This is a genomic window from Microbacterium sp. str. 'China' (assembly GCF_002993305.1).
Taxonomy (GTDB): Bacteria; Actinomycetota; Actinomycetes; order Actinomycetales; family Microbacteriaceae; genus Microbacterium; species Microbacterium paraoxydans.
This window is the reverse complement of sequence record NZ_CP027434.1, coordinates 1914923-1936517: the sequence shown is the minus strand read 5'-3', so window position 1 is coordinate 1936517 and position 21595 is coordinate 1914923. Positions and strand designations below refer to the sequence as shown.

Sequence of the window (21595 nt, the reverse complement as noted above, 5' to 3'; positions counted from 1 at the left end):
CATGGCTCGCCCCGACGCCTCCGTCTCGCTCTCGGCCCTCGCCCGGCTCGGGTTCGCTGAGCTGAGCGAGGCCGCGGCGTCGCTGGCGGAGCTCGAGAGCCTGCTCGGCGTGCCGCGCGCGATGCTGCTCGAGGCGGCCGTCGCGGCGGACCCGGATGCGGCCGTTCGCGGGATGCTGCGGGTCGCTCGACGACACCCTGCCCCGCTGCGGGCGCTCGTGGACGACGAGGAGACGCGCCGGCGCGTCTGGCGCGTCTTCGGAGCCTCCGTAGGACTGGCGGAGTTCTTCCTGCGGCATCCCGACGAGCTGGACGTGCTGGCGGCACCGATCGACGTGCTCCCCTCGGCGGACGTGTGGCGCGATCGCCTCCTCGCTGCCGTCGGGGCGGAGGACGGGTTCGCGGACTCGGCGGACGACGGGACGCTCGTGGCGCTCCGCGTCGCGTATCGGCGGAACCTCGCGGAGATCGCCGCCTTCGATCTCGGCCACTCGCGCCCCGAAGAGGTCGTCGCCGCGGTGGCCGCTTCCCTCGCGGATCTCGCCGGCGCCGCCCTTGAGGCCTCGCTCGCGATCGCCCGCACCCGCCAGGCGCCGTCCGCCGGTCGCGATGTCGTCGCTGCCACCCAGCTGGCCGTGATCGGCATGGGGAAGGCCGGCGCGAGGGAGCTCAACTACGTCAGCGACGTCGACGTCATCTTCGTCGGCGGCACGACGGATGAGGAGGCGCTTTCCGAGCCGCAGGCGATCGACATCGCCACGCGTCTGGCCAGGGACACCATGCGCCACCTCAGCGCCATCGAGGTCGAGCCGCCGCTCTGGGAGGTCGACGCGGCGCTGCGCCCGGAGGGCAAGCAGGGCGCCCTCGTGCGCTCCCTCGCGTCGCACGTCGCGTACTACGACCGGTGGGCGAAGAGCTGGGAGTTCCAGGCTCTGTTGAAGGCTCGTCCGCTGGCGGGCGACCCCGACCTGGGCGCCGCCTACATCGATGCGGTGCAGCCGCGCGTGTGGTCGAGTGCCGCCAGAGAGGAGTTCGTCGAGAGCGTCCAGCGTATGCGCGAGCGGGTCATGGAGCACATCGACCCGGAGGACGCCCCGTACCAGCTCAAGCTCGGCGCGGGCGGGCTGCGCGACATAGAGTTCACGGTGCAGCTGCTGCAGCTCGTGCACGGTCTCACCGACGAGTCGCTGCGCACGCGTGGCACGCTGGAGAGCCTGGACGCCCTGGTCGCCGGCGGCTACATCGGTCGCGCGGATGCGGGGACCTTCGCGGACGACTATCGGGTGCTGCGCCTCATGGAGCACCGTCTGCAGCTGCGCGACCTCAGCCGCACCCACCTCATGCCCAAGACGCCGGCCGGCCTGCGCATCCTGGCGCGCAGCACGAAGCTGGCGGAGACGGGAGAGGGCGTCTGGGCGCGGTGGGAGAGCGTCCGCCGCGAGGTGCGCGACATCCACACCCGCCTCTTCTACCGGCCGCTGCTGAGCGCTGTGGCCGGACTGCCCGAGGAGGAGCGCACCCTCTCCGCGGAGCAGGCTCACGACCGGCTCGCCGCGATCGGGTTCCGCGACCCGGCGGGAGCGCTGCGCCACATCGGCGCGCTGACACGCGGACTCAGCCGCAAGGCGACGATCCAGCGGCACCTCATGCCCGTCATGGTGCGCTGGTTCGCGGACGGCAGCGATCCTGACTACGGCCTCCTCGCGTTCCGCCGCATCAGCGAGCGGCTGGGGGACACCTCGTGGTTCCTGCGCATGCTGCGGGACTCCTCCGGCGCGGCGGAGAGCCTCACTCGACTGCTGTCGTCGTCGCGGTACATCGGCGAGCTGCTGGAGTGGATCCCGGAATCGGTGGCGTGGCTGGACAGCGCCGAGCGGCTGCGTCCGCGGAGCGCGCAGGCGCTCGACGACGAGGCCCGAGCGATCCAGACGCGCCATGAGACGGTCGCCGACGCGTTGCGGGCCGTCCGGGCCCTGCGGCGTCGCGAGCTCCTGCGCACTGCGATGGCGGCCGTCCTCGACGTCGTCACCATCGAGGAGGTAGCCACCGCGCTCACCGACATCACGGACGCGACGATCCAGGCGGGCCTCCGCGCCGTCGTCCGCGAGGTCGTGCCGCCTGAGGACGCAGCGCTCGACTTCGCGGTCATCGGCATGGGGCGGTTCGGCGGCGCAGAGCTCGGCTTCGGGTCCGATGCGGACGTGCTGTACGTGTACGACGCGAACGGCGTCGACCCCGGCAGAGCGGAGAAGCTCGCGACGAGGATCGTGGCGGGACTCCGTGAGCACCTCACCGATCATCGCCTCCCTCTCGACCTCGACGCGGGTCTGCGGCCCGAGGGGCGCAACGGTCCGATCGTGCGGTCCCTCGACGCCTACGCGGCCTACTACCGCCGCTGGTCGCTGTCGTGGGAGGCGCAAGCGCTGCTGCGGGCGCGTGGTGTCGCGGGGAGCACGAAGCTCATCGGGCGGTTCATGGAGCTCGCGGACAGCATCCGGTACCCGGAGGCGGTCGATCTTCAGGGCCTCCGGGAGATCAAGCGGATCAAGGCGCGCGTGGAGGGGGAGCGGCTGCCGCAGGGCACCGACCCGCGTCGTCACCTCAAGCTCGGGCCGGGGACTCTCAGCGACGTGGAGTGGCTCGTGCAGCTCCTCCAGCTGCAGCATGCGACCGACGTTCCGGGTCTCCGGACCACGTCCACGCTGCACGCGCTCGACGCCGCGGTCGGAGCCGGGCTCGTCGGGGAGGACGACGCCGAGCGCCTGCGGGCCGCCTGGCTGCTGTCGAGCCGTCTCCGTTCGGGCATCACGCTGCTCACGGGGCAGACGAGCGACGTCCTCCCCGCTGACCGCCGTCAGCTGGATGCCCTGGCCCGTCTGCTCGGCTATCCACCCCGGTCCGCGACACCGCTCGAGGAGGACTATCTGGCGGTTACGCGGCGCGCCCGGCGGACCTTCGAGCAGCTCTTCTACGGCTAGACGGCCGGTCGAGTTGCACGATCGTCCTCCGTCGCTCAGAGTGAGCGTATGACCTCTCCTCGCATCGGCGTGATCTGGAACCCGACGAAGTCCGACCGGGATGTCCTCGGGGAAGCGGTGACCCTCGCGTTCGGCGAGGAAGCCGATGTGCGCTGGGGGGAGACCACCCCGGACGACCCCGGTCGCGGCGTCGCGGCGAAGGCCGTGGAGGAGGGCTGCGCCCTCGTCATCGCAGTCGGCGGTGACGGCACGATCCGCGCGGTCGCGGAGGCTCTGGTCGGCACCGATGTCGCCCTCGGCATCGTGCCGCAGGGCACCGGCAATCTCCTGGCGCGCAACCTCGGCGTGCCGCTCGAGGGCGTGCTGCCGGCGCTCGAGCACATCCGCGACTCGGAGCCCCACCGCATCGACCTCGGCTGGGTGGAGTTCGACGGCGAGGAGCACGCCTTCTCCGTCATGGTCGGCTTCGGGGTCGACGCGCAGATGCTCGTGGAGACCAACGACGACCTCAAGGATCGCGCCGGCTGGCTCGCCTACGTGGAGGCGATGGGGCGGGCACTCGCCGGCACCGAGATGACGGACATCACGCTGCAGCTCGACGACCACGAGCCGGAGGAGGTGCGCGGGCACACGCTGCTCGTCGGCAACTGCGGCATGCTCCAGGGCGGCATCCGCCTGTTGCCGGACGCCGTCCTCGACGACGGCCTCCTCGACATGCTGCTCATCAGCTCCGACGGCGCGCTGCAGTGGCTCGACACCGTCCGCTCGGTCGTCTGGGACAACGGGATCCGTCGCATGATCGGGAACGTCGATCAGGCGGTCAGCACCGACTCCACGACCCATGTCTCGGCGGAGCGGATCCGGGTGCAGCTCGCCGCGCCGCAGATGTTCGAGATCGACGGCGAGGAGGTCGGCGAGATCGACGCCTTCACCGTCCGTGTGCAGCCGGGCGCCGTCCTCGTCCGCTGATCAGGCGACGGTCACCGCGGGCGGCGTCTTCTTCCTGTCCTGGTTGGGGAAGACGACCTTCTGCACGATGATGATGATGCTCGCGGCCACCGGGATCGCGACGAGCGCACCCAGGATCCCGCCGAGCGCGCCACCGGCCACTGCGGCGATGACGACCAGCGCGCCCGGGACGTCAACGGCCTTGTTCATGATCCGCGGAGAGAGTACGTACGCCTCGATCTGCATGTATATCAGGTAGTAGATGATCGCGATCAGCGCGGTCGTCGGCGAGACGAACAGGCAGATGAGCGAGATGATGATCGACGCCGAGAGGGTTCCGACGAGCGGGATCATCGATCCGATGAAGGCGATCAGTGCGAGCAGCGCCGGCACCGGCGCTCCGATGATGGTGAGGAAGATGAGGCTCAGGATGCCGTTGGTGAGCGCGAGGCTCGCCTGACCGATGACGTAGCGCCCGACGGCACTCGAGACGTCCTCCAGGAGCTCGCTGAACGTGTCGCGCTGGTACGCCGGGACGAACCGGGCAGCCACCCGCTTCATGCTGCGCAGCGACGCCATGAAGTACAGCGTGAGGATCACAACGATCGTGATGCCCGTCAGGCCGCCGGCGATCCCGGCGCCCACGGCGAAGACACCGCCGCCGATGTCGAGGAAGTTGTCCGGGTTCTGCACGAAGCCGAGTACACCGTCGACCGCGTCCTTGATCGTGCCGCCGAACTGTCCGCTGACGTCCTGGAACCAGGCGCTGTTCGTGAAGTCCTTGATCATCTTCGGACCGTCTTTGATCAGGTTCCCGATCTGCTCCACGAGGGTGGGGACGATGGCGAGGATGATCCCGGCGAAGGCGAGGAGGACGCCGATCACGACCACGGCGACCGCCGCGGGACGGGGGAGCTTACGCTCGATGAACCGCACGATCGGATCGAGGCCGAGCGCCAGGAAGAGCGCGACGCCGATGTAGACCAGCACGGTGGCGAGCTGGCCGACGATGCCGCCGATCATGAGCGCGACGAGAACCCCGAGGGCACCGAGGAGACCGAACATGAACGGGTTCGCCCTGGCGCCGGCGACCACGCTCGACGGCGACCGTCGCTGCGCGGACACGCTGGGTGCCTGATCCGGCGGTGCGATCAACTTCCTGCGACGCATGGTCCCCTCCCTCTGTCGATACTCGACACTCGATCATCCTCCACCCGGTCCCGCGCGCTGCTCAGCGACACCCGCCGGCCCGGCGGGCGTCGGAAGCGTCGGATCAGTGGCTGCTATTGCCCTTGCCGTTGTTGCGGTCGCGGCCGGGGCTCTTGCCTCGGTTCTCCTGCGCCTGCGGTGCGGCGTTCTCGGGCAGGCTATCCTCGGCGACCGACTCGGTGACCGGTGCCGTCCGTGTCACCGGGGTCGCGGCCACCGGCTCCACGGCGACGGTCTCTGATTGCTCCGAGTCGACGACGGCGTCCGCGGGAGTCGGCTCGACCGGCGGGAGGTCCTCGACGATCCTCGAGGCACCGTCGGAGACGGCACCCGAACTGGCGAGGGCCTGCTCGCCGTGTCCGAGCAGTGCTGCGGAGGCGGTGGTCACCGCGCCGAGTACGACCACCGCAGCGATGAGCAGGGACTCGCGACGACGGCGCGTGCGCCCGGCCGGGGACGCGGCGGGGTGCGCCGAGGCGGCGCGACGGCGGGCGCGGGCCTCGGCGCGGGTGCGGGGGAGGGTGCCTGCCGTCGGCGCGGGAAGCGGCACGGTGACGTCCGTGGCGACCTCCTCGGTCGAAGGGAGGTCGATCAGCCGGCGAAGTTCGCTCTCGACCTCCAGAGCGTGCGGCCGTGCGTCGGGGTCGATCGCCGTCATCGCGCTGAGCAGAGCGGCCCACTCCGATCCCAGTTCCGCCGGGATCTCCGGCGCGATGTGGAGACGGGCGAGGGCGGATTCGACGCTGAGGGTGGGAGCGAAGCCGGGCTTACCGGTGAGCGCCTCCAACAGGACGAGCCCGAGCGCGTAGACGTCGACCGCGGGACGGATGTCGCCGTTGCGCAACTGCTCCGGTGCCATGTAGGTCAGCGTCCCGAGGACGATGCCGGGAGTGGTGACGCGGGACATGTCGATGGCGCAGGCGATCCCGAAGTCGGCCAGCTTCGCGCTCCAGCGGCCGTTCGTGTCGAGGGGCGGCGTGAGGAGGACATTCGAGGGCTTGATGTCGCGGTGCACGATGCCGGCGCTGTGCACGGCGTGGAGGGCGGAGGCGATGTCCGCCCCGATCGTGGCGATCTCCCGCGGTGGGACCGTCGCGCGGGCCATGCGCTTGCTCAGCGTCGGTCCCGGCACGTACTCCATCACGAGGTACTTCGGTCGTCCGGGCTCGAGGTGCGCGTCGAGGAGTGTGACCAGGCCCGGGTGGTTGAGGCCCGCGAGGAGCGCCTTCTCCGAATGCACCCGCTCCACGGACACGACGGCATCGTCTGACTCGCGGAACATCTTCACCGCGACGGTGCGTTCGAGGGCGATGTCCTCCGCGCGATACACGGTCGCCATCCCGCCCATGCCGACAGCCTCCGCCAGGCGGTAGCGGCCGTCCAGAAGCGCGGCGGTGGGCGGGGCTTCCTGGGTGATCACGGCGTCCTCCACTGGCGGGACCGGGTATCCCGACGATGTATTCACCGTATCCGCGCAAAAAAAGCGACGCGTTGGGGTTGACGTAGAGCCCGACACCTGCAATGGCGGATCCACGGGGAGCTGAGAGACTGGACGGATGGCAGGGATTCACCACGTGGAGGTCTGGGTCGCCGACCTCGTGTCGTCGCGAGCGGAGTGGGGGTGGCTGCTCGGTGCGGTGGGTTTCGTCCGCGCCGGTGCATGGCCCGAGGGCGAGTCCTGGGAGGCGGGTGGCGCGTATGTCACCCTCACGACATCCCCGAACCTCAGCAGCAGTGAACACGATCGTCGTGCCCCGGGCGTGAACCATCTCGCCTTCGCTGCGGGCCCGCGGGACCGTGTGGACGCGATCATGGCGGCGGCGCCAGAACACGGCTGGCGGCCTTTGTACGCGGAGCGCTACCCGCACGCGGGCGGGCCGGATCACTACGCCGGATGGCTGGAGAACTCCGCGGGCTTCAAGGCCGAGATCGTCGCCGACGAGTTCTGACGCGGGCCATGCCCGGAGCACCGTTACCGCCAGAGGCGGGCGGCGGTGCTGGCGGTCTCCATGGAGATGGCGTTGGCGGTGATGAGTCGGCGGTTGGCTTCGGCGAGGGCGGCCTTCATCCGGCGGATGGCGGTGTCCCAGTCGTGGTGGGCGCGGTCGTATGCCGCCTGCGCCTCACCGGACCATGAGGATCGAAGTCGAGCGGCCTCCGCGTCGAGGGCGTCGAGCCGCTCCTGGAACTGCCGGACGGTGAGGGCGAGACGCGCGACCGTGTCGCTAATGGCGTCGTGACGGACCGCTACTCTCATCGTTGCTCCGACAGTTCTTGGCTGAGGTCGAGCTCGCGGAGGACGTACGGCTGAGCGACGGCGTCGGTGAGGTAGTAGGTGTAGAAGATGACCGCGGCTTCGTCGGCGGTGAACACCTCGTTCGAGAACACGCGCACCGCACGGGTCTGACTGATCGGGATCAGCGTCGTCCCATCGGCAGGCTCGGGACGACCGACCGTGTACAGGCGGGTCTGACCGTCAGGCCCTGCCAACCGGACCTCCACGGTCATCTGATCGGCTGAACCCGCCGCCTGCATGAAGGATCCACCAGGCTTGGAGTCGAACCCCACGATGCTCGTCGGGTCGCTGCCCCGCCAGATGATGTAGGTGAATGTCTCCAGGCCGTCCAGTGCTTCGAGCCTCAGCCGAAGAGTATCCGGGACCGGACGAAAGACCTCTTCAATCCACCCTTCCTGGCCGCGTGGGGTTCTCTCTGCGAACGGTCCGTAGCTGCTCATGGTTCCCTTCTCACAATCACCCTAGAAATCTCGATACTCTCACCATTGAGCCGCCCTCTCGCGACGGCCCCATCGTTCACTTGCGCGTCGAACTGGCGCTGTGTGCTCCCCGGCCGGAAATACGCGTCATAAGCACCACCGGACTTGACCTCGATGGCTGTGAACGTCCCGTCAGGGTTTCGGACGAGGCCGTCATAGTATCGGCCGTCCTGTGGCGCGCCGTCGTAGCCCACCTTGGCTTTGATACGGATCACTTCCACTTGCTCCTCAGCGGCGAACTTGTCGAGTCCGATCTTCTCTTTGTCGACCCACGGCTTTTCCTCCTGACCGTTTGCGTATTTGCCCTCGTAGTCTCGTCCATCCCCGCGATCGACACCCTTGCGGGAGTCGGCGGCTCTGTCGGTTTCGCGGAACCACCGCCCGGTTGCATCCCCGATGAGTCCCGCACCGACGCCGGCGACGCCGAGGCCTGCGGCGGCGATGGCGGGTGCGCCGGCGAGTGCGCCGGCTCCGGTGATGGTCAGACCTCCGCCACCGACAGCGAGTGCCGCGCCTCCGATGAAGGTCGCAGCCCCGCCGAGGAGTTCGAGGATGATGTCCGGGTGCTCCCACAGCGTCTGCGCGGAGACGGCGAGCATGTCCGTCGTGGCCTGGAACGGCTGCACGACAGCAAGGGTGAACACCGCCTCGGTGACGGCATGCTGGGCTGCGGTCGCGGCCTCAGCCTCGGTGAGCGGCATGCGCGCGGCCTCTGCAGCCTGCTCCAATCGGACAGCGCAGTCCCGGGCGAAGACCTCCAGCGTCGCCCGGGCGGTGAACAGCACCTCTCTGGCCTGTTCATGCGCCGGACCGGACGGGTCGACGAACGGCACCTCCACGTCCGGGTGCCGTAGACCCTGCCCGACCCGAAGCTCGCGGACGTACGCGCGGTGCGCGGCTAACGCCGTGGCGGCCTGCTGCTCGGCCTCGTCCCACAGGGTGATGGCGCGCGCGGCTTCCTCCTGCGCCCACTCCAGCGCATCCGCCCAGGTGAACAGGGCGTGAGCGCCCTCGCGGAGCCCGTCGCCGGCGTTCGACCAGTGCAGCAGCTGACGGTCGAAGCGCGCCAAGTACGCGTCGTAGGCCTCGCCGGTCCAGGTGCCCTCATCGTCGAGCGTCGCGAGCTTGTCGTGCACCCGTGCTGCAGCCGAGCCGTGTGCCTTCCACGCCTCGGCTGTCTGCCGGACCTCGCCGGGGGAGCCGGGAATGAGGGCGGCGGCGGAGCGGGTCTGCCCGAGCTCCATCACTCTTCCCAGATCATCGCGTCGACCTCGGCCTTCGCGGCATCCGTCCCCTCGTCGAAGATCCGGGCCGTCGTCGCCAAACGTTCGGTGAAAGCGTCGGAGTCCGTCACCCGGGCCGCGAGGCCCGCAGACCAGGCTTCGGCGAACCGCTCAGAGGCCGCGACCACCCACTCGTGGCCGGCGCTCGTCGGCGGGGTGAGGTCGGTCGCCCCGACGTCTGAGATGATGCGTCGCGTCTTCGCCGCCATCGTCCGCAACACGTCCGTGTCGACCTCGTAGTCCTGCGACATGCCGCCCTCTTCCTGCGAGCCCCCCCGGCTGCGGGATCGAGCATAGGCGAAGACGTGGTCAGAGGATAGCGAAATGTCTGTGTATGCGTAGGAAGTAACCTCGGATGAGTACGGAGGGATAAGGCTGCCGTCATCGCCCGGCCCTGGACAGCGAAAGAGCCCGCCCCCGGATGGGGACGGACTCTTTCGCGATCTGCGTTCGGCTCAGACTCCGAAGTACAGCTCGTACTCGAACGGGTGCGGGCGCTGAGCGATCGGCAGGATCTCGTTCTCGTACTTGTAGGAGATCCAGGTCTCGATGAGCTCCTCGGTGAACACGCCGCCCTCGAGGAGGAACTGGTGGTCGGCGCGGAGCGCCTCGAGCGAGTCCAGCAGGGAGTTCGGCACCTGCGGGATGTTCTTGGCCTCCTCGGGCGGGAGCTCGTAGAGGTCCTTGTCGACGGGCTCGTGCGGCTCGATGCGGTTCTTGATGCCGTCGAGGCCCGCCATGAGCTGCGCGGCGAAGGCGAGGTACGGGTTGCCCGAGGCGTCGGGGGCGCGGAACTCGATGCGCTTGGCCTTCGGGTTCGAGCCCGTGATCGGGATGCGGATCGCGGCGGAGCGGTTGCCGGCCGAGTAGACCAGATTGACCGGAGCCTCGAAGCCCTTGACCAGACGGTGGTAGCTGTTCAGCGTCGGGTTGGTGAAGGCGAGCAGGGCCGGCGCGTGCGCCAGGATGCCGCCGATGTACCACCGCGCGATGTCGCTGAGCTGACCGTAGCCGGCCTCGTCGTAGAACAGCGGCTTGCCGTCGTTCCACAGCGACTGGTGGGTGTGCATACCCGAGCCGTTGTCGCCGTACAGCGGCTTCGGCATGAAGGTGGCGACCTTGCCCCACTCCTCGGCGGTGTTCTTGACGATGTACTTGAACTTCAGGATGTCGTCGGCCGCGTGCACCATGGTGTCGAAGCGGTAGTTGATCTCCTGCTGGCCGGCCGTGCCCACCTCGTGGTGGGAGCGCTCGAGGATGAAGCCCGCATCGATGAGCTTGAGGGTGATGTCGTCGCGCAGGTCGGCCGTCTTGTCGACCGGGCTGACGGGGAAGTAGCCGCCCTTGTAGGGGGTCTTGTTGGCGAGGTTCCCGCCCTCCTCCTCGCGGCCGGTGTTCCACGCGGCCTCCTCGGAGTCGACCTTGTAGAAGCTCTCGCCGGCGGTCACGGAGTAGCGCACGTCGTCGAAGATGTAGAACTCGGCCTCGGGAGCGAAGAACGCGGTGTCGGCGATGCCGGTGGAGGTGAGGTACTTCTCCGCCTTCTTCGCGACCTGACGCGGGTCCTTCGAGTAGATCTCGCCGGTGCGCGGGTTGTAGATGTCGAAGATCATCACGAGGGTGCTCGCCTCGCGGAAGGGGTCGATGTACGCCGTCGTCACATCCGGGATGAGCTGCATGTCCGACTCGTGGATGCTGGCGAAGCCGCGGATGGAGGAGCCGTCGAACAGCTGTCCGTCCGTGAAGAAGGCCTCGTCGACCGTCGCCGCAGGGATGTTGAAGTGCTGCTGCACACCAGGGAGGTCGGTGAAACGGATGTCAAGGAATTTGACGTCGTTCTCCTTGATGTAGGCCAGTACCTCGGACGAATCTTTGAACATGTACGACTCCTGTGATGCGGATCGATGGCTTCGGGGCCACTTTGCACAGTACGGACGGGGGATTTCTCCACGGTATCCGCTTTGTTTCGTCCGTGTTACAGCGTGAGCAGGATCGGAGGGCATCCACAGCCTCGGTAGGCTGGAGGGGTGACGGATGCTGTGAACACGTACCCCGGTGAGCGACTCGGACTCCCGGAGTCCGGACCGGGAAGCATCGGCCGCCCCGGTCGCCGGATCGGCGCCCTCGCGATCGACTGGACGGCAGCCGTCATCCTCTCCGTCGCGTTCTTCCAGTACGACCCGTTCGCCACGCTGCTCATCTTCGGCGTCGTGCAGATCCTCTTCATCCCGACCGCGGGCGGCAGCCCCGGGCACCGCATCCTCGGCATGCGCGTCGTCCGTCTCGACGGCGGCTGGGTCGGCCTATGGCGCCCGATCGTACGCACGCTGCTGCTGCTGATCGTGATTCCGGCCGTGGTGTGGGACCCGGATCAGCGCGGTCTGCACGACAAGGCCGTGGGAACGGTCCTCATCCGCGCCTGACGCTCAGGCGCGGCCGCGGTTGCGCCGGCGTGCCTCACGGGGTGCGCGGCCGCCGAGGAAGGAACGCGCCGCATCGACGACGTAACCGCGACGCAGCGCTTCGCGGCCGATCAACATGCGGAAACCCATCTCGTCCCGGTTGCTCAACGTGACCTCGGCCATCACCTCGCGGTCGACGAGCCGGATCATCAGCTGCACGACGAGACGCTCCTGCGCGTGTCCGGACGAGCTCCGGACGGCTCGGCGGTCGTGGATGGGGGACTCCACGACGACCGCGTCCTCCTGGCTGTCCTGCCAGGGCTTCACGCGGAAACGCACCCACGCCTCGCCGTCGCGCTCGAACTCCTGGATGTCGAACGCGTGCAGGGACGAGGTGCGGGCGCCGGTGTCGATCTTGGCTTTGATCCAGTCGACGCCGAGATCGGGCAGGCTCACCCACTCGCGCCACCCCGTAAGGGTGTTTGAATGGGTAGACCTACTCACCTGATACATCCTGGCAGGAAATCCCCCGTGAAGATCGCAGTGCTGTCCCGTGCGCCGCAGGCGTACTCCACCCAACGCCTCCGCGCGGCCGCACTGCAGCGGGGCCACAACGTGAAGGTGCTCAACACGCTGCGCTTCGCGATCGACCTGACCTCCGATGAGCCCGACCTGCACTACCGGGGCCGGCAGCTCAGCGACTACGACGCGATCCTGCCCCGCATCGGCAACTCGATCACGTATTTCGGCACCGCCGTGGTGCGGCAGTTCGAGCAGATGGACGTCTACACCCCCAACACGGCGAACGGCATCTCCAGCGCGCGCGACAAGCTGCGGGCGAACCAGATCCTCTCCCGGCACAACATCGCTATGCCTCCGACGGCCTTCGTGCGCAACCGCGCCGACGTGCGACCGGCGATCGAGCGCGTCGGGGGTGCTCCCGTGGTGATCAAGCTGCTCGAGGGCACCCAGGGCATCGGCGTCATCCTCGCGCCTCAGGTGAAGGTGGCCGAGGCCATCATCGAGACGCTCCACTCCACCAAGCAGAACGTGCTCATCCAGAAGTTCATCGCCGAGAGCCGGGGGCGCGACATCCGCGCGCTCGTCGTCGGGGACCGCGTGGTCGCGGCGATGCGGCGCTCGGCGGCCGGAGACGAGTTCCGCTCGAACGTGCACCGTGGCGGCTCGGTCGAGGCGATCGAGCTCGACCCGGTCTACGAGCGGGCCGCCGTGCGATCGGCCCAGATCATGGGACTCCGCGTCGCCGGCGTGGACATGCTGGAGGGGGACGAGGGACCCCTGGTGATGGAGGTCAACTCCTCCCCGGGCCTGCAGGGCATCGAGACCGCGACCAAGCTCGACGTCGCGGGCGCGATCATCGACTACATCGCCGGTCAGGTGGCCTTCCCGGAGATCGACGTGCGGCAGCGCCTCACGGTCTCCACGGGATACGGCGTCGCCGAGCTCATGGTCCACGGCGCCGCCGACCTCGTCGGCAAGACGCTGGGGGAGGCGGGTCTGTGGGAACGCGACATCACCGTCCTCACGCTGCACCGCGGGGTGAGCGTGATCCCGAACCCGCGCAAGCACGTGGTCCTCGAACCCGACGACCGCCTGTTCTGCTTCGGCAAGCTCGATGAGATGCGCTCCATGATCCCCGAGCGTCGTCGCCGCCGGGCGAAGGTGCGCCGTCTCCCCAAACAGCCGCTCTCGGAATAAGAGAAGCGCGGCCGCCCTCGGTGAGGACGGCCGCGCTTCGCGGTTCGGGGGAGCGGGTCAGCGCGGACGCTGCGCCCGCACCTTCGTCGGGTCGATCCCCTTCGGGATGGGAAGCGACGACAGCGACTGCGAGACCGAGTCGATGCGGCGGATGACGGCCGCCATCGTGGCCTTGTCGATGGCCTTCGGGAGCTTCTTGATGGTCTTCGCGAGGTCGGCGATGGGGACCTCGTCCTCGCCGTGCCCGACGTAGAGCACCGTGATCGGCACGCCATGGGCGACGCGCTGCGCCCGGCTGCGCTCCTCGTTCACCAGCCGCGTGAGACGTCCGCGGGCGCCTTCGCCGACGACGACGATGCCGCCGCGGCCGACCGTTCGGTACACGGCCTCCTGCGTCTTCGGGTTGATGCCCACCGGGGTCTCGGAAGCCTGCCACTGGCGACCCAGGCTGGTGCTGAGCACGTGACCCGTCGCACCGGGCATGCCGTCGATCTTCGTGTACATGGCCGAGGTCGAGAGCCTGGTCATGAGGAAGAGGGCGCCGAGCACGCCGAGCATGAGGCCGGTGATCGCCCAGAGGACGAGCGTCCACACCTGGAACGGCGGGATCAGGTAGCCGGCCAGGAGACCGAGGAGCACGCCGCCGATGAGGATCGCGGCCTGCGCCCAGGGGAGCCAGGGGTAGGCCTCGCGCGTGAACCGGAAGAGGGACTTGATCTGGGAGAAGAACCCAGGACGCTTCTCGGGTTCGGGAGCACGCTTTGCCATGGAGACCAGCCTACCGAGTCCGAGCGCCTTGCGATGCCGCCGTTCGCGTGCAGCGGAGAGCAGAGGGTGACCGTTCCTGCACAATTCGGACCGCGACCGGATCCCCTCCCGGCGGCACCGAACAGCCACGGCGGGTCCGGCGGGTCGGGTGGGATGGACCACATGACACCAGCGCGTGAGACTCCGTTGCAGGAACCGGCCGTGCTCGCCCAGGCGCACCGCACGATCCGTCTCCTCGACCGCTCCGAAGGGCCCTTCCACGGTGCGCTCGTGACCTCACCGGACGGGCCGCTCGTGCGCGCCGACGCTGAGAGCTTCGCCGGCTGGGCGGGCTGGCGGTACGCGGGCTTTCAGCACATCGCGGCTCCGGTCGACATCGCCCGACGGCTGGACGGGCATGACGTGTTGCTTCCCTGGTGCACGGAGCGGCTGGAGTCGTACCTGGACCGACGGCTCCGGACACAGGGTGGGCTGCCGCCCGGGGAGATCGGCACGGTGGTCGTGAGTCTGCTGCGCGGACTGGCGGAACTGGGTCCGGCGCCGGCTGTCGAGGCGCAGGGAACATGGTGGCTCACCGAGGGTGGCCGGCCGCTCTTCGTGGTCGGGCCCGGCCAGGAGGCGGCGTCTGCCGTCTCCGAGATCGTAGGCCGGCTGCGCGCGGAGTGTATGGACAAGATGCTGGCTCGGGCTCTCGACCGCGCCCGGGATCGAATCGACACGGCCGCGGCACAGCGCAGGGTGCCACGGCGGCTGCTCGAGGAGGTGGAGAGCGAGCTCCTGGAGATGGCGGCGCCGCGACCTTTGGAAGAGGCGGCCGAAGACCGGGCAGGCCCTCCCGTGGAGACGGGGGTTGCCGGGGCGCTGCGGCGCGTCCGGGTCGAGCCGGTTGCCCGTGCGCGACTGCGGCACCGCCGGGCGCGGGTGGAAGGAGCGGGCGGACCGCGCTCGACACGGATCGTTGCCGACATTCTCGTTCTGCGTGACCGCCTCGTCGGCAGGACGCGAGCCCTCATCGGCCAGCAGGCCGGCAGGCCGCGCCGGGCCGCACCGGAGCGGGGGACCGGATCCCGACGGCCGCGGGTTCTCGCCGTGGCCGGTGCCGGCGCGGTGGTGGTGCTGCTTGCCGGCTTGCTGTGGCCTAACGAGCGAGATGATCCGGCGGACGGGCCCCCGGAGAGCCGGCCCTCGGCCTCGCCCCATCGAGCGGGGGCCGACTCTGCGGACGTAGACTCCCCGTCGCCGGCTCCCGCGGCCCGCACACCGGTGGCGCCGACGGGCGACGATCCGGTGCTCGCCCTGCCGGGGCTCGTGGCCCAGATCGAGGAGTGCGAAGCTCAGGAGGACCGGGTGTGCGCTTCCGCGGTCGCGGCGAGCCCGTCGGAGGTCATCCCGCTCGTCTCCGGAGCCGCCGACGTCCAGGACGCCGCTCTCATCGATCGGTATGGAGACATCGCCGTGCTGGAAGTGCCGTCATCGTCCGCTGACGAGGAGGGGACGGAGGGTGCGATCACTCTCGTTCTCGCGCGCATAGAAGAGAAATGGCTGGTCCGCGACGCATATCGCGTCGCGGACCAGCCGAGGTGAGACGAAGCCGTCGAGTCAGGCGCCGAGCTGACCGCTGAACTGCGCGGCCTCCAGGCGAGCCTTGACAGCGCCGAGGAAGCGGGCCGCGTCGGCACCGTCGATGATGCGGTGGTCGTACGACAGGGCCAGGTACACATAGGAGCGCACCGCGATCGCGTCCGTGCCGCCGACCTTGACCAGGCCAGGGCGCTTGACGACCGTGCCGGTGCCGAGGATCGCCGACTGCGGCAGGAACACCACGGGGGTGTCGAACAGCGCGCCGCGCGAACCGGTGTTGGTCAGCGTGAACGTGCCGCCCGCGAGCTCGTCGGGCTTCAGCTTGTTGTCGCGCGTGCGCGCCGCGAGGTCGGCGATCTCGTGGGCGATCTCGGCGATGTTCTTCGACGCCGCGTCGCGGAGCACCGGCGTGAGCAGACCGCGCTCGGTGTCGACCGCGATCGAGACGTTCTCGGAGGCCGGGTAGACGATCTGCTCGCCGTCGACCGTCGCGTTGATGATCGGGAAGGCCTGCAGGGCTTCCGCCGCCGCCAGCGCGAAGAACGGCAGGAAGGAGAGCTTGTCGCCCGTCTTCTCGAGGAAGGACGCCTTGACGCTGTCGCGGTACTCGGCGAGAGCGGTGACGTCGACCTCGACCACGGTGGTGAGCTGAGCGGTCTGCTGCATCGACTCGACCGCGCGCTTGGCGAGGACCTTGCGCAGGCGCGACATCGGCTGAGTGGTCCCGCGCAGCGGCGACACCTCGAGGGGTGCCGGAGCCGGTGCCGCGGCGGCCGCCGGTGCGGCGGTCGCCGTCTCGGCCGCCTTGAGGACGTCCTCCTTGCGGATACGGCCTCCGACGCCGGTGCCCTTGACCGTGGCGAGGTCGACACCCTGCTGCGCAGCCAGACGGCGGACGAGCGGGGTCACGTACAGGTTGTCGCTCTCGGTCGGCAGCGACAGCTTGGGAGCCTCGGCCTGCGCGGGCTGTGCCGGAGCAGCGGGCTGTGCGGGAGCAGCGGGCTGGGCCGGCGCGGCGGGAGCAGCGGCCTGCGGGGCAGGAGCAGCCGGAGCCTCGGGCTGTGCAGCCGGAGTCTCGGCCTGCGGAGCCGGCGCGGCGGGAGCCTCGGCCTGCGGAGCCGGCGCGGCGGGAGCCTCGGCCTGCGGCGCGGCGGGAGCCTCGGCCTGAGCCGCGGGAGCAGCACCGGAACCGACACGTGCCAGCACGGCGCCGACCTCGACGGTCTCGTCCTCGCCGGCGACGATCTCCTGCAGCACGCCGGCGACCGGCGATGGGATCTCGGTGTCGACCTTGTCGGTGGAGATCTCGAGGAGCGCCTCGTCGACCTCGACCGAGTCGCCGACCTGCTTGAGCCAGCGGGTGACCGTGCCCTCGGTGACGCTCTCGCCGAGCTCGGGGAGCACGATGTCGGTCGCGTCGCCGGACGGAGCCGCAGGGGCGGCCTCGGCGGGAGCGGACTCGGCGGGAGCCTGCTGCTCCGCTGCGGGAGCCGCCTCGGGCTCCGGAGCGGCGGGGGCGGCGGCTTCGGCCGGAGCGGCCTCGGCGGCGGCAGCGGCATCGCCGGCAGGGGCCGCGCCGCTGCCGTCACCGATGCGGGCCAGCAGAGCACCGACCTCGACGGTCTCGTCCTCGGCGACGAGGATCTCCTCGATGACGCCGGTGACGGGAGAGGGGATCTCGGTGTCGACCTTGTCGGTCGAGATCTCGAGCAGGCCCTCGTCCGCCTGGACGGTGTCTCCCACCTGCTTGAGCCAGCGGGTGACCGTACCCTCTGTGACGCTCTCACCGAGAGCGGGGAGGACCACGGATGTGCTCATGACTGAGTCTCCTTCAGAAGTTGTATGACGCTTGTCTAGCTTAGTGACTCGGGCACCGGTTGGTGCTCAGAGGGCGTGCAGGGGCTTTCCGGCCAGCGCGAGGAAGGCTTCGCCGAGGGCCTCGCTCTGGGTCGGGTGGGCGTGGATGAGCGGCGCGATGTCCTCCGGGTGGGCTTCCCACGCGACCGCGAGCTGCCCCTCGGTGATGAGCTCGCCGACGCGGTCGCCGAGGAGATGCACGCCGAGGACGGGACCGTCCTTGAGGCGGACGACCTTGACGAGGCCGCCCGTGCCGATGATCTCGCTCTTCCCGTTCCCCGCGAGGTTGTACTCGTAGGAGTGGACGGCGTCGGCGCCATGTGCCGCGATCGCCGCCTCTTCGGTGAGACCGACCGAGGCGACCTCGGGGCTGGAGTAGGTCACCTTGGGGATCTGCACGTCAGGGACGTTCACGGGGGTGAGGCCCGCGATGCGCTCGGCGACCGCGATGCCCTGCTGGAACCCGCGGTGGGCGAGCTGGAGACCCGGGACGATGTCGCCGACCGCCCACACGCCGGGGACGCCGGTGCGGAGCTCGTCGTCCACCGTCACGAACCCCCGGTCAAGGCGCACGCCGGCCTCCTCGAATCCCAGGTCGGCGGTGGCGGGGCCGCGGCCGACGGCGACGAGGAGGTAGTCGGCAGTGAGCTCCTTGCCGTCCTCCAGGGTGACAGTCACGGACGAGTCGTCCTGCGTGGCGGTCTGGAAGCGCACGCCGAGCGAGTACTGGATGCCACGCCGGCGGAACGCGCGTTCGAGGCCCTTGCTCATCGCGATGTCCTCGTTCGGGACGAGGTGGGGCAGGGCCTCCACGATGGTGACCTCGGCGCCGAAGGAGCGCCATACGCTCGCGAACTCGACGCCGATCACGCCGCCGCCCAGGATGAGCACGCGCTCGGGGATGACGTCCAGGGCGAGGGCCTGCTCGCTGGTCAGGATCCGTCCGCCGATCTCGAGCCCCGGCAGCGAGCGGCTGTAGGAGCCCGTGGCGAGGATCACGTCGGTGCCGACGTAGACGTCGTCGCCCACGCTGATGCTCCGGTCCGTGTTCAGGCGGCCGAGCCCGGGGACCGTCGTGATCCCGCGCGCCTTCACGAGCCCCTCGAGGCCTTTGTACTTCTTGGCGACGATGCCCTCGCGGTACGTGCGCACCCCGGCGACGTCGATCCCGCCGAACGAGGCCGTGACTCCCACGGAGGAGGCGTCGCGCACGTGGTCCGCCACCTCGGCGGCGTGCAGCAGCGCCTTGGTGGGGATGCACCCGCGGTGGAGGCATGTGCCTCCCACCTTGTCCTTCTCGATCAGTGCGACGGACTTGCCGAGCTCGCTCGCTCGCAGTGCCGCGGCGTACCCGCCGCTGCCGCCGCCCAGGACGACGATGTCGAAGGTGTGGGTTGTCATGGGTGTCATGCCTCCGGGTGGGATGCTGCTTCGGCGAAGGCGATGATCGATCGGACCATCGCCCCCGTGGGGCCCTTCTCGGTGAAGCCGTAGGGGGCGCCGGCGTGTTCACCGGAGCCCGCGATGTCCAGGTGCACCCAGGGGATGCGCGGCGCGTCGTCCGCGTCCGAGGTGCGGCCGACGAAGCGTCGCAGGAAGAGGCCGGCGAAGGACGCGCCGCCCATCCGATCTCCCATGTTGGCGTTGATCATGTCGGCGATGGGGGAGTCCAGCGTCTCCTCCATGTAGGCGGGCAGGGGCATGTGCCACGCCGGCTCTCCCGTGCGCGCAGCGGCGGCGAGGAACTCCGCGACCGTCTCGTTGTCGCCGAAGACACCCGTGTGGCGGTGGCCGAGGGCCGCGACGATCGCGCCGGTCAGGGTCGCGACGTCGATGATGACGTCGGGGTTCTCCCGGCTCGCGGCGACCAGGCCGTCGGCGAGGACGAGGCGCCCTTCCGCGTCGGTGTTCAGCACCTCGACGGTGGTGCCGTCGAGGATGCGGATGACGTCGCCGGGGCGGAGGGCGCGGCCGGACGGCATGTTGTCGGTGATGCAGAGCCAGGCGGTCACGTGCACGGGAAGTCGCAGGGCTGCGATGGCGCGGAGCGCGGCGAGAGAGGTGGCGGCGCCCGCCATGTCGAACTTCATGCCGACCATCGACGCGGCCGGCTTCAGGGAGAGCCCACCGGTGTCGAACGTGATCCCCTTGCCGACGAGGGCGATGTGGCGCTGCGCGTCCGCCGGCGCGTAGTCGAGGCGGACGAGACGCGGTGGGCGGTCGGAGCCCTGGCCGACGCCGAGGATGCCGCCGAAACCCTGTTCCGCGAGAGCGGTCTCGTCGAGGATCTGCACGGTCACGTCGAGGTCGGCGACGCTGTCGGCGGCGCTCTGCGCGAGCTGTGCGGGGCTCTGCCACTCCGCGGGCACGTTCACGAGGTCCTTGATGAGGGCGACAGCCTCGCCCGTGGCCTGGGCGCGAGCGACGGTCGCGTCGTCGAGCGGGGCGTGGACGACGACCGCCGTCGCCCGCTTCTTCCTGCCGTTCTCGGCGCGGTAGTCATCGAAGCGGTAGCCACCGAGGACGGCGCCCTCCGCCGCGGCGGCCGCGTGCGCCTCGAGCCCGGAGGCGAGGCCGAGCGCGACGGTGTCGAAGCCGGTGAGAGAGCGAAGAGCCGTGCCCGCGGCGCTCCGCACCGACGCGTCGTCGATGGTAGAGCCGACGCCGACGACCGCGAAGGGGAGGGTCGTCACCTCGGGGGCGTAGACCCGCGCGAACGCTCCGGCGGCGCCGGTGAAGCCGATGCCCGCCAGGACGTCGGCGAGACCGGGGTGAGCCACCAGCGACTCGGCCGACTCGGAGAGATCGGGGACGACGAGCACTGCGGCATCGGCAGCGCTTCCGGGGAACTGATCGGTGGTGTGCGAGAGCACGGGAAGCGTCATGCTCTCCATCCTAGGATCTCCGCACCGGGGTCGTCGGTCCGGCGGCCGGGGTGTGTTCGCTCTCAGCGAGACACGTCAGAGCCCGGCTCCGGGTGCGGCTCGTAGCATGGAGACATGCCCTTCTCCGGAGAGATCCACGAACGCGTCGCGAACGCCCCCGCGGTGCCCCACGGCCTGCCTCTCGTGATGCTGCTCACCGGGTTCACCGACGCCGGCAGTGCGGTGTCCGGGCTCATCGATCACCTGCGGGAGACGACGTCGCCGCAGCCGCTCGCGATCTTCGACAACGATGTGCTCCTCGACTACCGCGCGCGCCGCCCGGTCATCTCGTTCGACCAGGACCACCTCGCCGAGTTCCGCCCGCCCCGCCTCGAGCTCTCCCTCGCCACGGATGCGCTGGGACGCCCGTTCCTGCTGCTCACGGGGTATGAGCCCGACTTCGCATGGAACGCCTTCGCGGAGACCGTTCTGGATCTCGCTGCGGAATTCGAGGCCTCAGGACTGCACTGGGTCCACTCGATCGCCATGCCCGTGCCGCACACGCGTCCCATCGGGACGACGGTGAGCGGTAATCGGCGCGATCTCGTGGTGTCACACTCCGTATGGCGTCCGCGCACGCAGGTGCCCGCCACCGCCGGCCACCTGCTCGAGTTCCGGTTCGCGGAGCGGGGCGAGCGCGTCGTCGGCTTCGTGCTGCTGGTGCCGCATTACCTCGCCGAGACGGAGAATCCGGAGGCGGTCAGCGCGGCGGCAGAGAAGCTCATGGCGTCGACCGGTCTCGTGCTCATGCTCGACGCGGTGCAGGAGCGGCGCGCGGACTACATCGCCCGGGTCGACGAGCAGGTCGCGGCGAACGACGAGCTGCAGCAGATGGTGCACAACCTCGAACGTCGTTACGACGCCTACATGGCCGGTCGCGACCCCGAAGACGACTCGTACGACGAGGGCGGGTTCAGCGAACGCGACCTGCCCAGCGCCGATGAACTTGCGGCCGAGCTCGAGCGCTACCTCGCCTCGCGTCCGTCCGGCGACGAGGACAAGCCGGGGCGCGGCTGAATCTCTCGCAGCGGATCGCCCTCGAATGCGTCCTCATCGCCATACGTGTGCGATACTAGGAGTCCGACCCGTTGTCAATCAGTGTTTTCGAGCGCTGGACTTGACAAGGGTCTTACTAGTGTCCGAAATGTCCCG

19 protein-coding genes are annotated in these 21595 nt (G+C 69.7%); 7 read left to right on the top strand and 12 right to left on the bottom strand.

The features are described 5' to 3' along the window. The first annotated feature begins 1 nt into the window (after window position 1). On the top strand, window positions 2-2977 hold the full coding sequence (locus tag C6C15_RS09305) for a bifunctional [glutamine synthetase] adenylyltransferase/[glutamine synthetase]-adenylyl-L-tyrosine phosphorylase (RefSeq protein WP_105949915.1): 2976 nt from the start codon (window positions 2-4) through the stop codon (window positions 2975-2977). A 48-nt stretch (window positions 2978-3025) separates the two neighbouring features. After that, window positions 3026-3946, top strand: a complete 921-nt coding sequence (locus C6C15_RS09300) for a diacylglycerol/lipid kinase family protein (protein ID WP_060923238.1) — start codon at window positions 3026-3028, stop codon at window positions 3944-3946. Here the strand turns inward: C6C15_RS09300 and C6C15_RS09295 are convergent, their stop codons facing one another. After that, window positions 3947-5095, bottom strand: a complete 1149-nt coding sequence (locus C6C15_RS09295) for an AI-2E family transporter (protein WP_105949914.1) — start codon at window positions 5093-5095, stop codon at window positions 3947-3949. A gap of 103 nt (window positions 5096-5198) precedes the next feature. Further along, a complete protein-coding gene (locus C6C15_RS09290) occupies window positions 5199-6554 on the bottom strand; it encodes a serine/threonine-protein kinase (protein ID WP_158698539.1) in 1356 nt (451 codons plus the stop codon). A gap of 136 nt (window positions 6555-6690) precedes the next feature. On the opposite strand from C6C15_RS09290, the gene C6C15_RS09285 reads away from it, so the two are divergent. Continuing rightward, window positions 6691-7083: a VOC family protein gene (locus tag C6C15_RS09285; protein ID WP_105949912.1), complete on the top strand. Its 393-nt coding sequence runs from the start codon at window positions 6691-6693 to the stop codon at window positions 7081-7083. A 23-nt stretch (window positions 7084-7106) separates the two neighbouring features. Here the strand turns inward: C6C15_RS09285 and C6C15_RS09280 are convergent, their stop codons facing one another. From C6C15_RS09280 to glnA, 5 genes are all read right to left on the bottom strand, one after another. Then, window positions 7107-7391, bottom strand: a complete 285-nt coding sequence (locus C6C15_RS09280) for a WXG100 family type VII secretion target (RefSeq protein WP_105949911.1) — start codon at window positions 7389-7391, stop codon at window positions 7107-7109. Then, complete coding sequence (locus C6C15_RS09275) at window positions 7388-7870, bottom strand: hypothetical protein (RefSeq protein WP_105949910.1); 483 nt, start codon at window positions 7868-7870, stop codon at window positions 7388-7390. Before C6C15_RS09275 ends, C6C15_RS09280 begins: the two co-directional genes overlap by 4 nt. After that, entirely contained in the window at window positions 7867-9153 is a 1287-nt protein-coding gene (locus C6C15_RS09270) for a putative T7SS-secreted protein (RefSeq protein ID WP_105949909.1), read from the bottom strand. Before C6C15_RS09270 ends, C6C15_RS09275 begins: the two co-directional genes overlap by 4 nt. Beyond that, a complete protein-coding gene (locus C6C15_RS09265) occupies window positions 9153-9443 on the bottom strand; it encodes a hypothetical protein (RefSeq protein ID WP_105949908.1) in 291 nt (96 codons plus the stop codon). The genes C6C15_RS09270 and C6C15_RS09265 overlap by 1 nt, the downstream gene beginning before the upstream one ends. A 204-nt stretch (window positions 9444-9647) precedes the next feature. After that, complete coding sequence (glnA, locus tag C6C15_RS09260) at window positions 9648-11072, bottom strand: type I glutamate--ammonia ligase (protein ID WP_025103592.1); 1425 nt, start codon at window positions 11070-11072, stop codon at window positions 9648-9650. Between the two features lie 147 nt (window positions 11073-11219). Here glnA and C6C15_RS09255 point away from each other — a divergent pair, with 147 nt between their 5' ends. Further along, window positions 11220-11615, top strand: a complete 396-nt coding sequence (locus C6C15_RS09255; protein WP_025103591.1) for an RDD family protein — start codon at window positions 11220-11222, stop codon at window positions 11613-11615. Window positions 11616-11618: 3 nt separating this feature from the next. On the opposite strand, the gene C6C15_RS09250 is transcribed toward C6C15_RS09255, so the two are convergent. Further along, window positions 11619-12107, bottom strand: a complete 489-nt coding sequence (locus tag C6C15_RS09250; protein ID WP_105949907.1) for an ATP-dependent zinc protease family protein — start codon at window positions 12105-12107, stop codon at window positions 11619-11621. A gap of 18 nt (window positions 12108-12125) precedes the next feature. Between C6C15_RS09250 and C6C15_RS09245 the strand changes: the two genes are divergently transcribed. After that, window positions 12126-13313 (top strand): RimK family alpha-L-glutamate ligase, encoded by a 1188-nt coding sequence (locus C6C15_RS09245; protein ID WP_060923121.1) that lies wholly within the window; start codon window positions 12126-12128, stop codon window positions 13311-13313. Window positions 13314-13370: 57 nt separating this feature from the next. Here the strand turns inward: C6C15_RS09245 and C6C15_RS09240 are convergent, their stop codons facing one another. Then, the gene (locus C6C15_RS09240) at window positions 13371-14081 is read right to left on the bottom strand and encodes a DUF4191 family protein (RefSeq protein ID WP_025103588.1); all 711 of its coding nucleotides are present in this window, start codon (window positions 14079-14081) and stop codon (window positions 13371-13373) included. A gap of 162 nt (window positions 14082-14243) precedes the next feature. Between C6C15_RS09240 and C6C15_RS09235 the strand changes: the two genes are divergently transcribed. Beyond that, entirely contained in the window at window positions 14244-15665 is a 1422-nt protein-coding gene (locus C6C15_RS09235) for a hypothetical protein (RefSeq protein ID WP_158698538.1), read from the top strand. Between the two features lie 15 nt (window positions 15666-15680). On the opposite strand, the gene sucB is transcribed toward C6C15_RS09235, so the two are convergent. The 3 genes from sucB to C6C15_RS09220 all read right to left on the bottom strand — a co-directional run bounded on the left by sucB (window position 15681) and on the right by C6C15_RS09220 (window position 20404). Continuing rightward, the gene (gene sucB / locus C6C15_RS09230) at window positions 15681-17480 is read right to left on the bottom strand and encodes a 2-oxoglutarate dehydrogenase, E2 component, dihydrolipoamide succinyltransferase (RefSeq protein ID WP_105949905.1); all 1800 of its coding nucleotides are present in this window, start codon (window positions 17478-17480) and stop codon (window positions 15681-15683) included. A 66-nt stretch (window positions 17481-17546) separates the two neighbouring features. Then, a complete protein-coding gene (gene lpdA / locus C6C15_RS09225; protein WP_105949904.1) occupies window positions 17547-18920 on the bottom strand; it encodes a dihydrolipoyl dehydrogenase in 1374 nt (457 codons plus the stop codon). 5 nt (window positions 18921-18925) lie between these two features. Beyond that, window positions 18926-20404, bottom strand: a complete 1479-nt coding sequence (locus tag C6C15_RS09220) for a leucyl aminopeptidase (RefSeq protein WP_105950799.1) — start codon at window positions 20402-20404, stop codon at window positions 18926-18928. Window positions 20405-20518: 114 nt separating this feature from the next. On the opposite strand from C6C15_RS09220, the gene C6C15_RS09215 reads away from it, so the two are divergent. After that, window positions 20519-21460 (top strand): proteasome assembly chaperone family protein, encoded by a 942-nt coding sequence (locus C6C15_RS09215; protein ID WP_060921805.1) that lies wholly within the window; start codon window positions 20519-20521, stop codon window positions 21458-21460. The last annotated feature ends 135 nt before the right edge of the window (window positions 21461-21595 follow it).

Coding starts and splice junctions, on each gene's coding strand:
- C6C15_RS09250 (WP_105949907.1), bottom strand. CDS start 12,107: ATGTATCAGGTGAGTAGGTCTACCCATTCAAACACCCTTACGGGGTGG.
- C6C15_RS09275 (WP_105949910.1), bottom strand. CDS start 7,870: ATGAGCAGCTACGGACCGTTCGCAGAGAGAACCCCACGCGGCCAGGAA.
- C6C15_RS09220 (WP_105950799.1), bottom strand. CDS start 20,404: ATGACGCTTCCCGTGCTCTCGCACACCACCGATCAGTTCCCCGGAAGC.
- C6C15_RS09240 (WP_025103588.1), bottom strand. CDS start 14,081: ATGGCAAAGCGTGCTCCCGAACCCGAGAAGCGTCCTGGGTTCTTCTCC.
- lpdA (WP_105949904.1), bottom strand. CDS start 18,920: ATGACAACCCACACCTTCGACATCGTCGTCCTGGGCGGCGGCAGCGGC.
- C6C15_RS09265 (WP_105949908.1), bottom strand. CDS start 9,443: ATGTCGCAGGACTACGAGGTCGACACGGACGTGTTGCGGACGATGGCG.
- C6C15_RS09270 (WP_105949909.1), bottom strand. CDS start 9,153: ATGGAGCTCGGGCAGACCCGCTCCGCCGCCGCCCTCATTCCCGGCTCC.
- C6C15_RS09305 (WP_105949915.1), top strand. CDS start 2: ATGGCTCGCCCCGACGCCTCCGTCTCGCTCTCGGCCCTCGCCCGGCTC.
- glnA (WP_025103592.1), bottom strand. CDS start 11,072: ATGTTCAAAGATTCGTCCGAGGTACTGGCCTACATCAAGGAGAACGAC.
- C6C15_RS09280 (WP_105949911.1), bottom strand. CDS start 7,391: ATGAGAGTAGCGGTCCGTCACGACGCCATTAGCGACACGGTCGCGCGT.
- C6C15_RS09295 (WP_105949914.1), bottom strand. CDS start 5,095: ATGCGTCGCAGGAAGTTGATCGCACCGCCGGATCAGGCACCCAGCGTG.
- C6C15_RS09235 (WP_158698538.1), top strand. CDS start 14,244: ATGACACCAGCGCGTGAGACTCCGTTGCAGGAACCGGCCGTGCTCGCC.
- sucB (WP_105949905.1), bottom strand. CDS start 17,480: ATGAGCACATCCGTGGTCCTCCCCGCTCTCGGTGAGAGCGTCACAGAG.
- C6C15_RS09215 (WP_060921805.1), top strand. CDS start 20,519: ATGCCCTTCTCCGGAGAGATCCACGAACGCGTCGCGAACGCCCCCGCG.
- C6C15_RS09285 (WP_105949912.1), top strand. CDS start 6,691: ATGGCAGGGATTCACCACGTGGAGGTCTGGGTCGCCGACCTCGTGTCG.
- C6C15_RS09300 (WP_060923238.1), top strand. CDS start 3,026: ATGACCTCTCCTCGCATCGGCGTGATCTGGAACCCGACGAAGTCCGAC.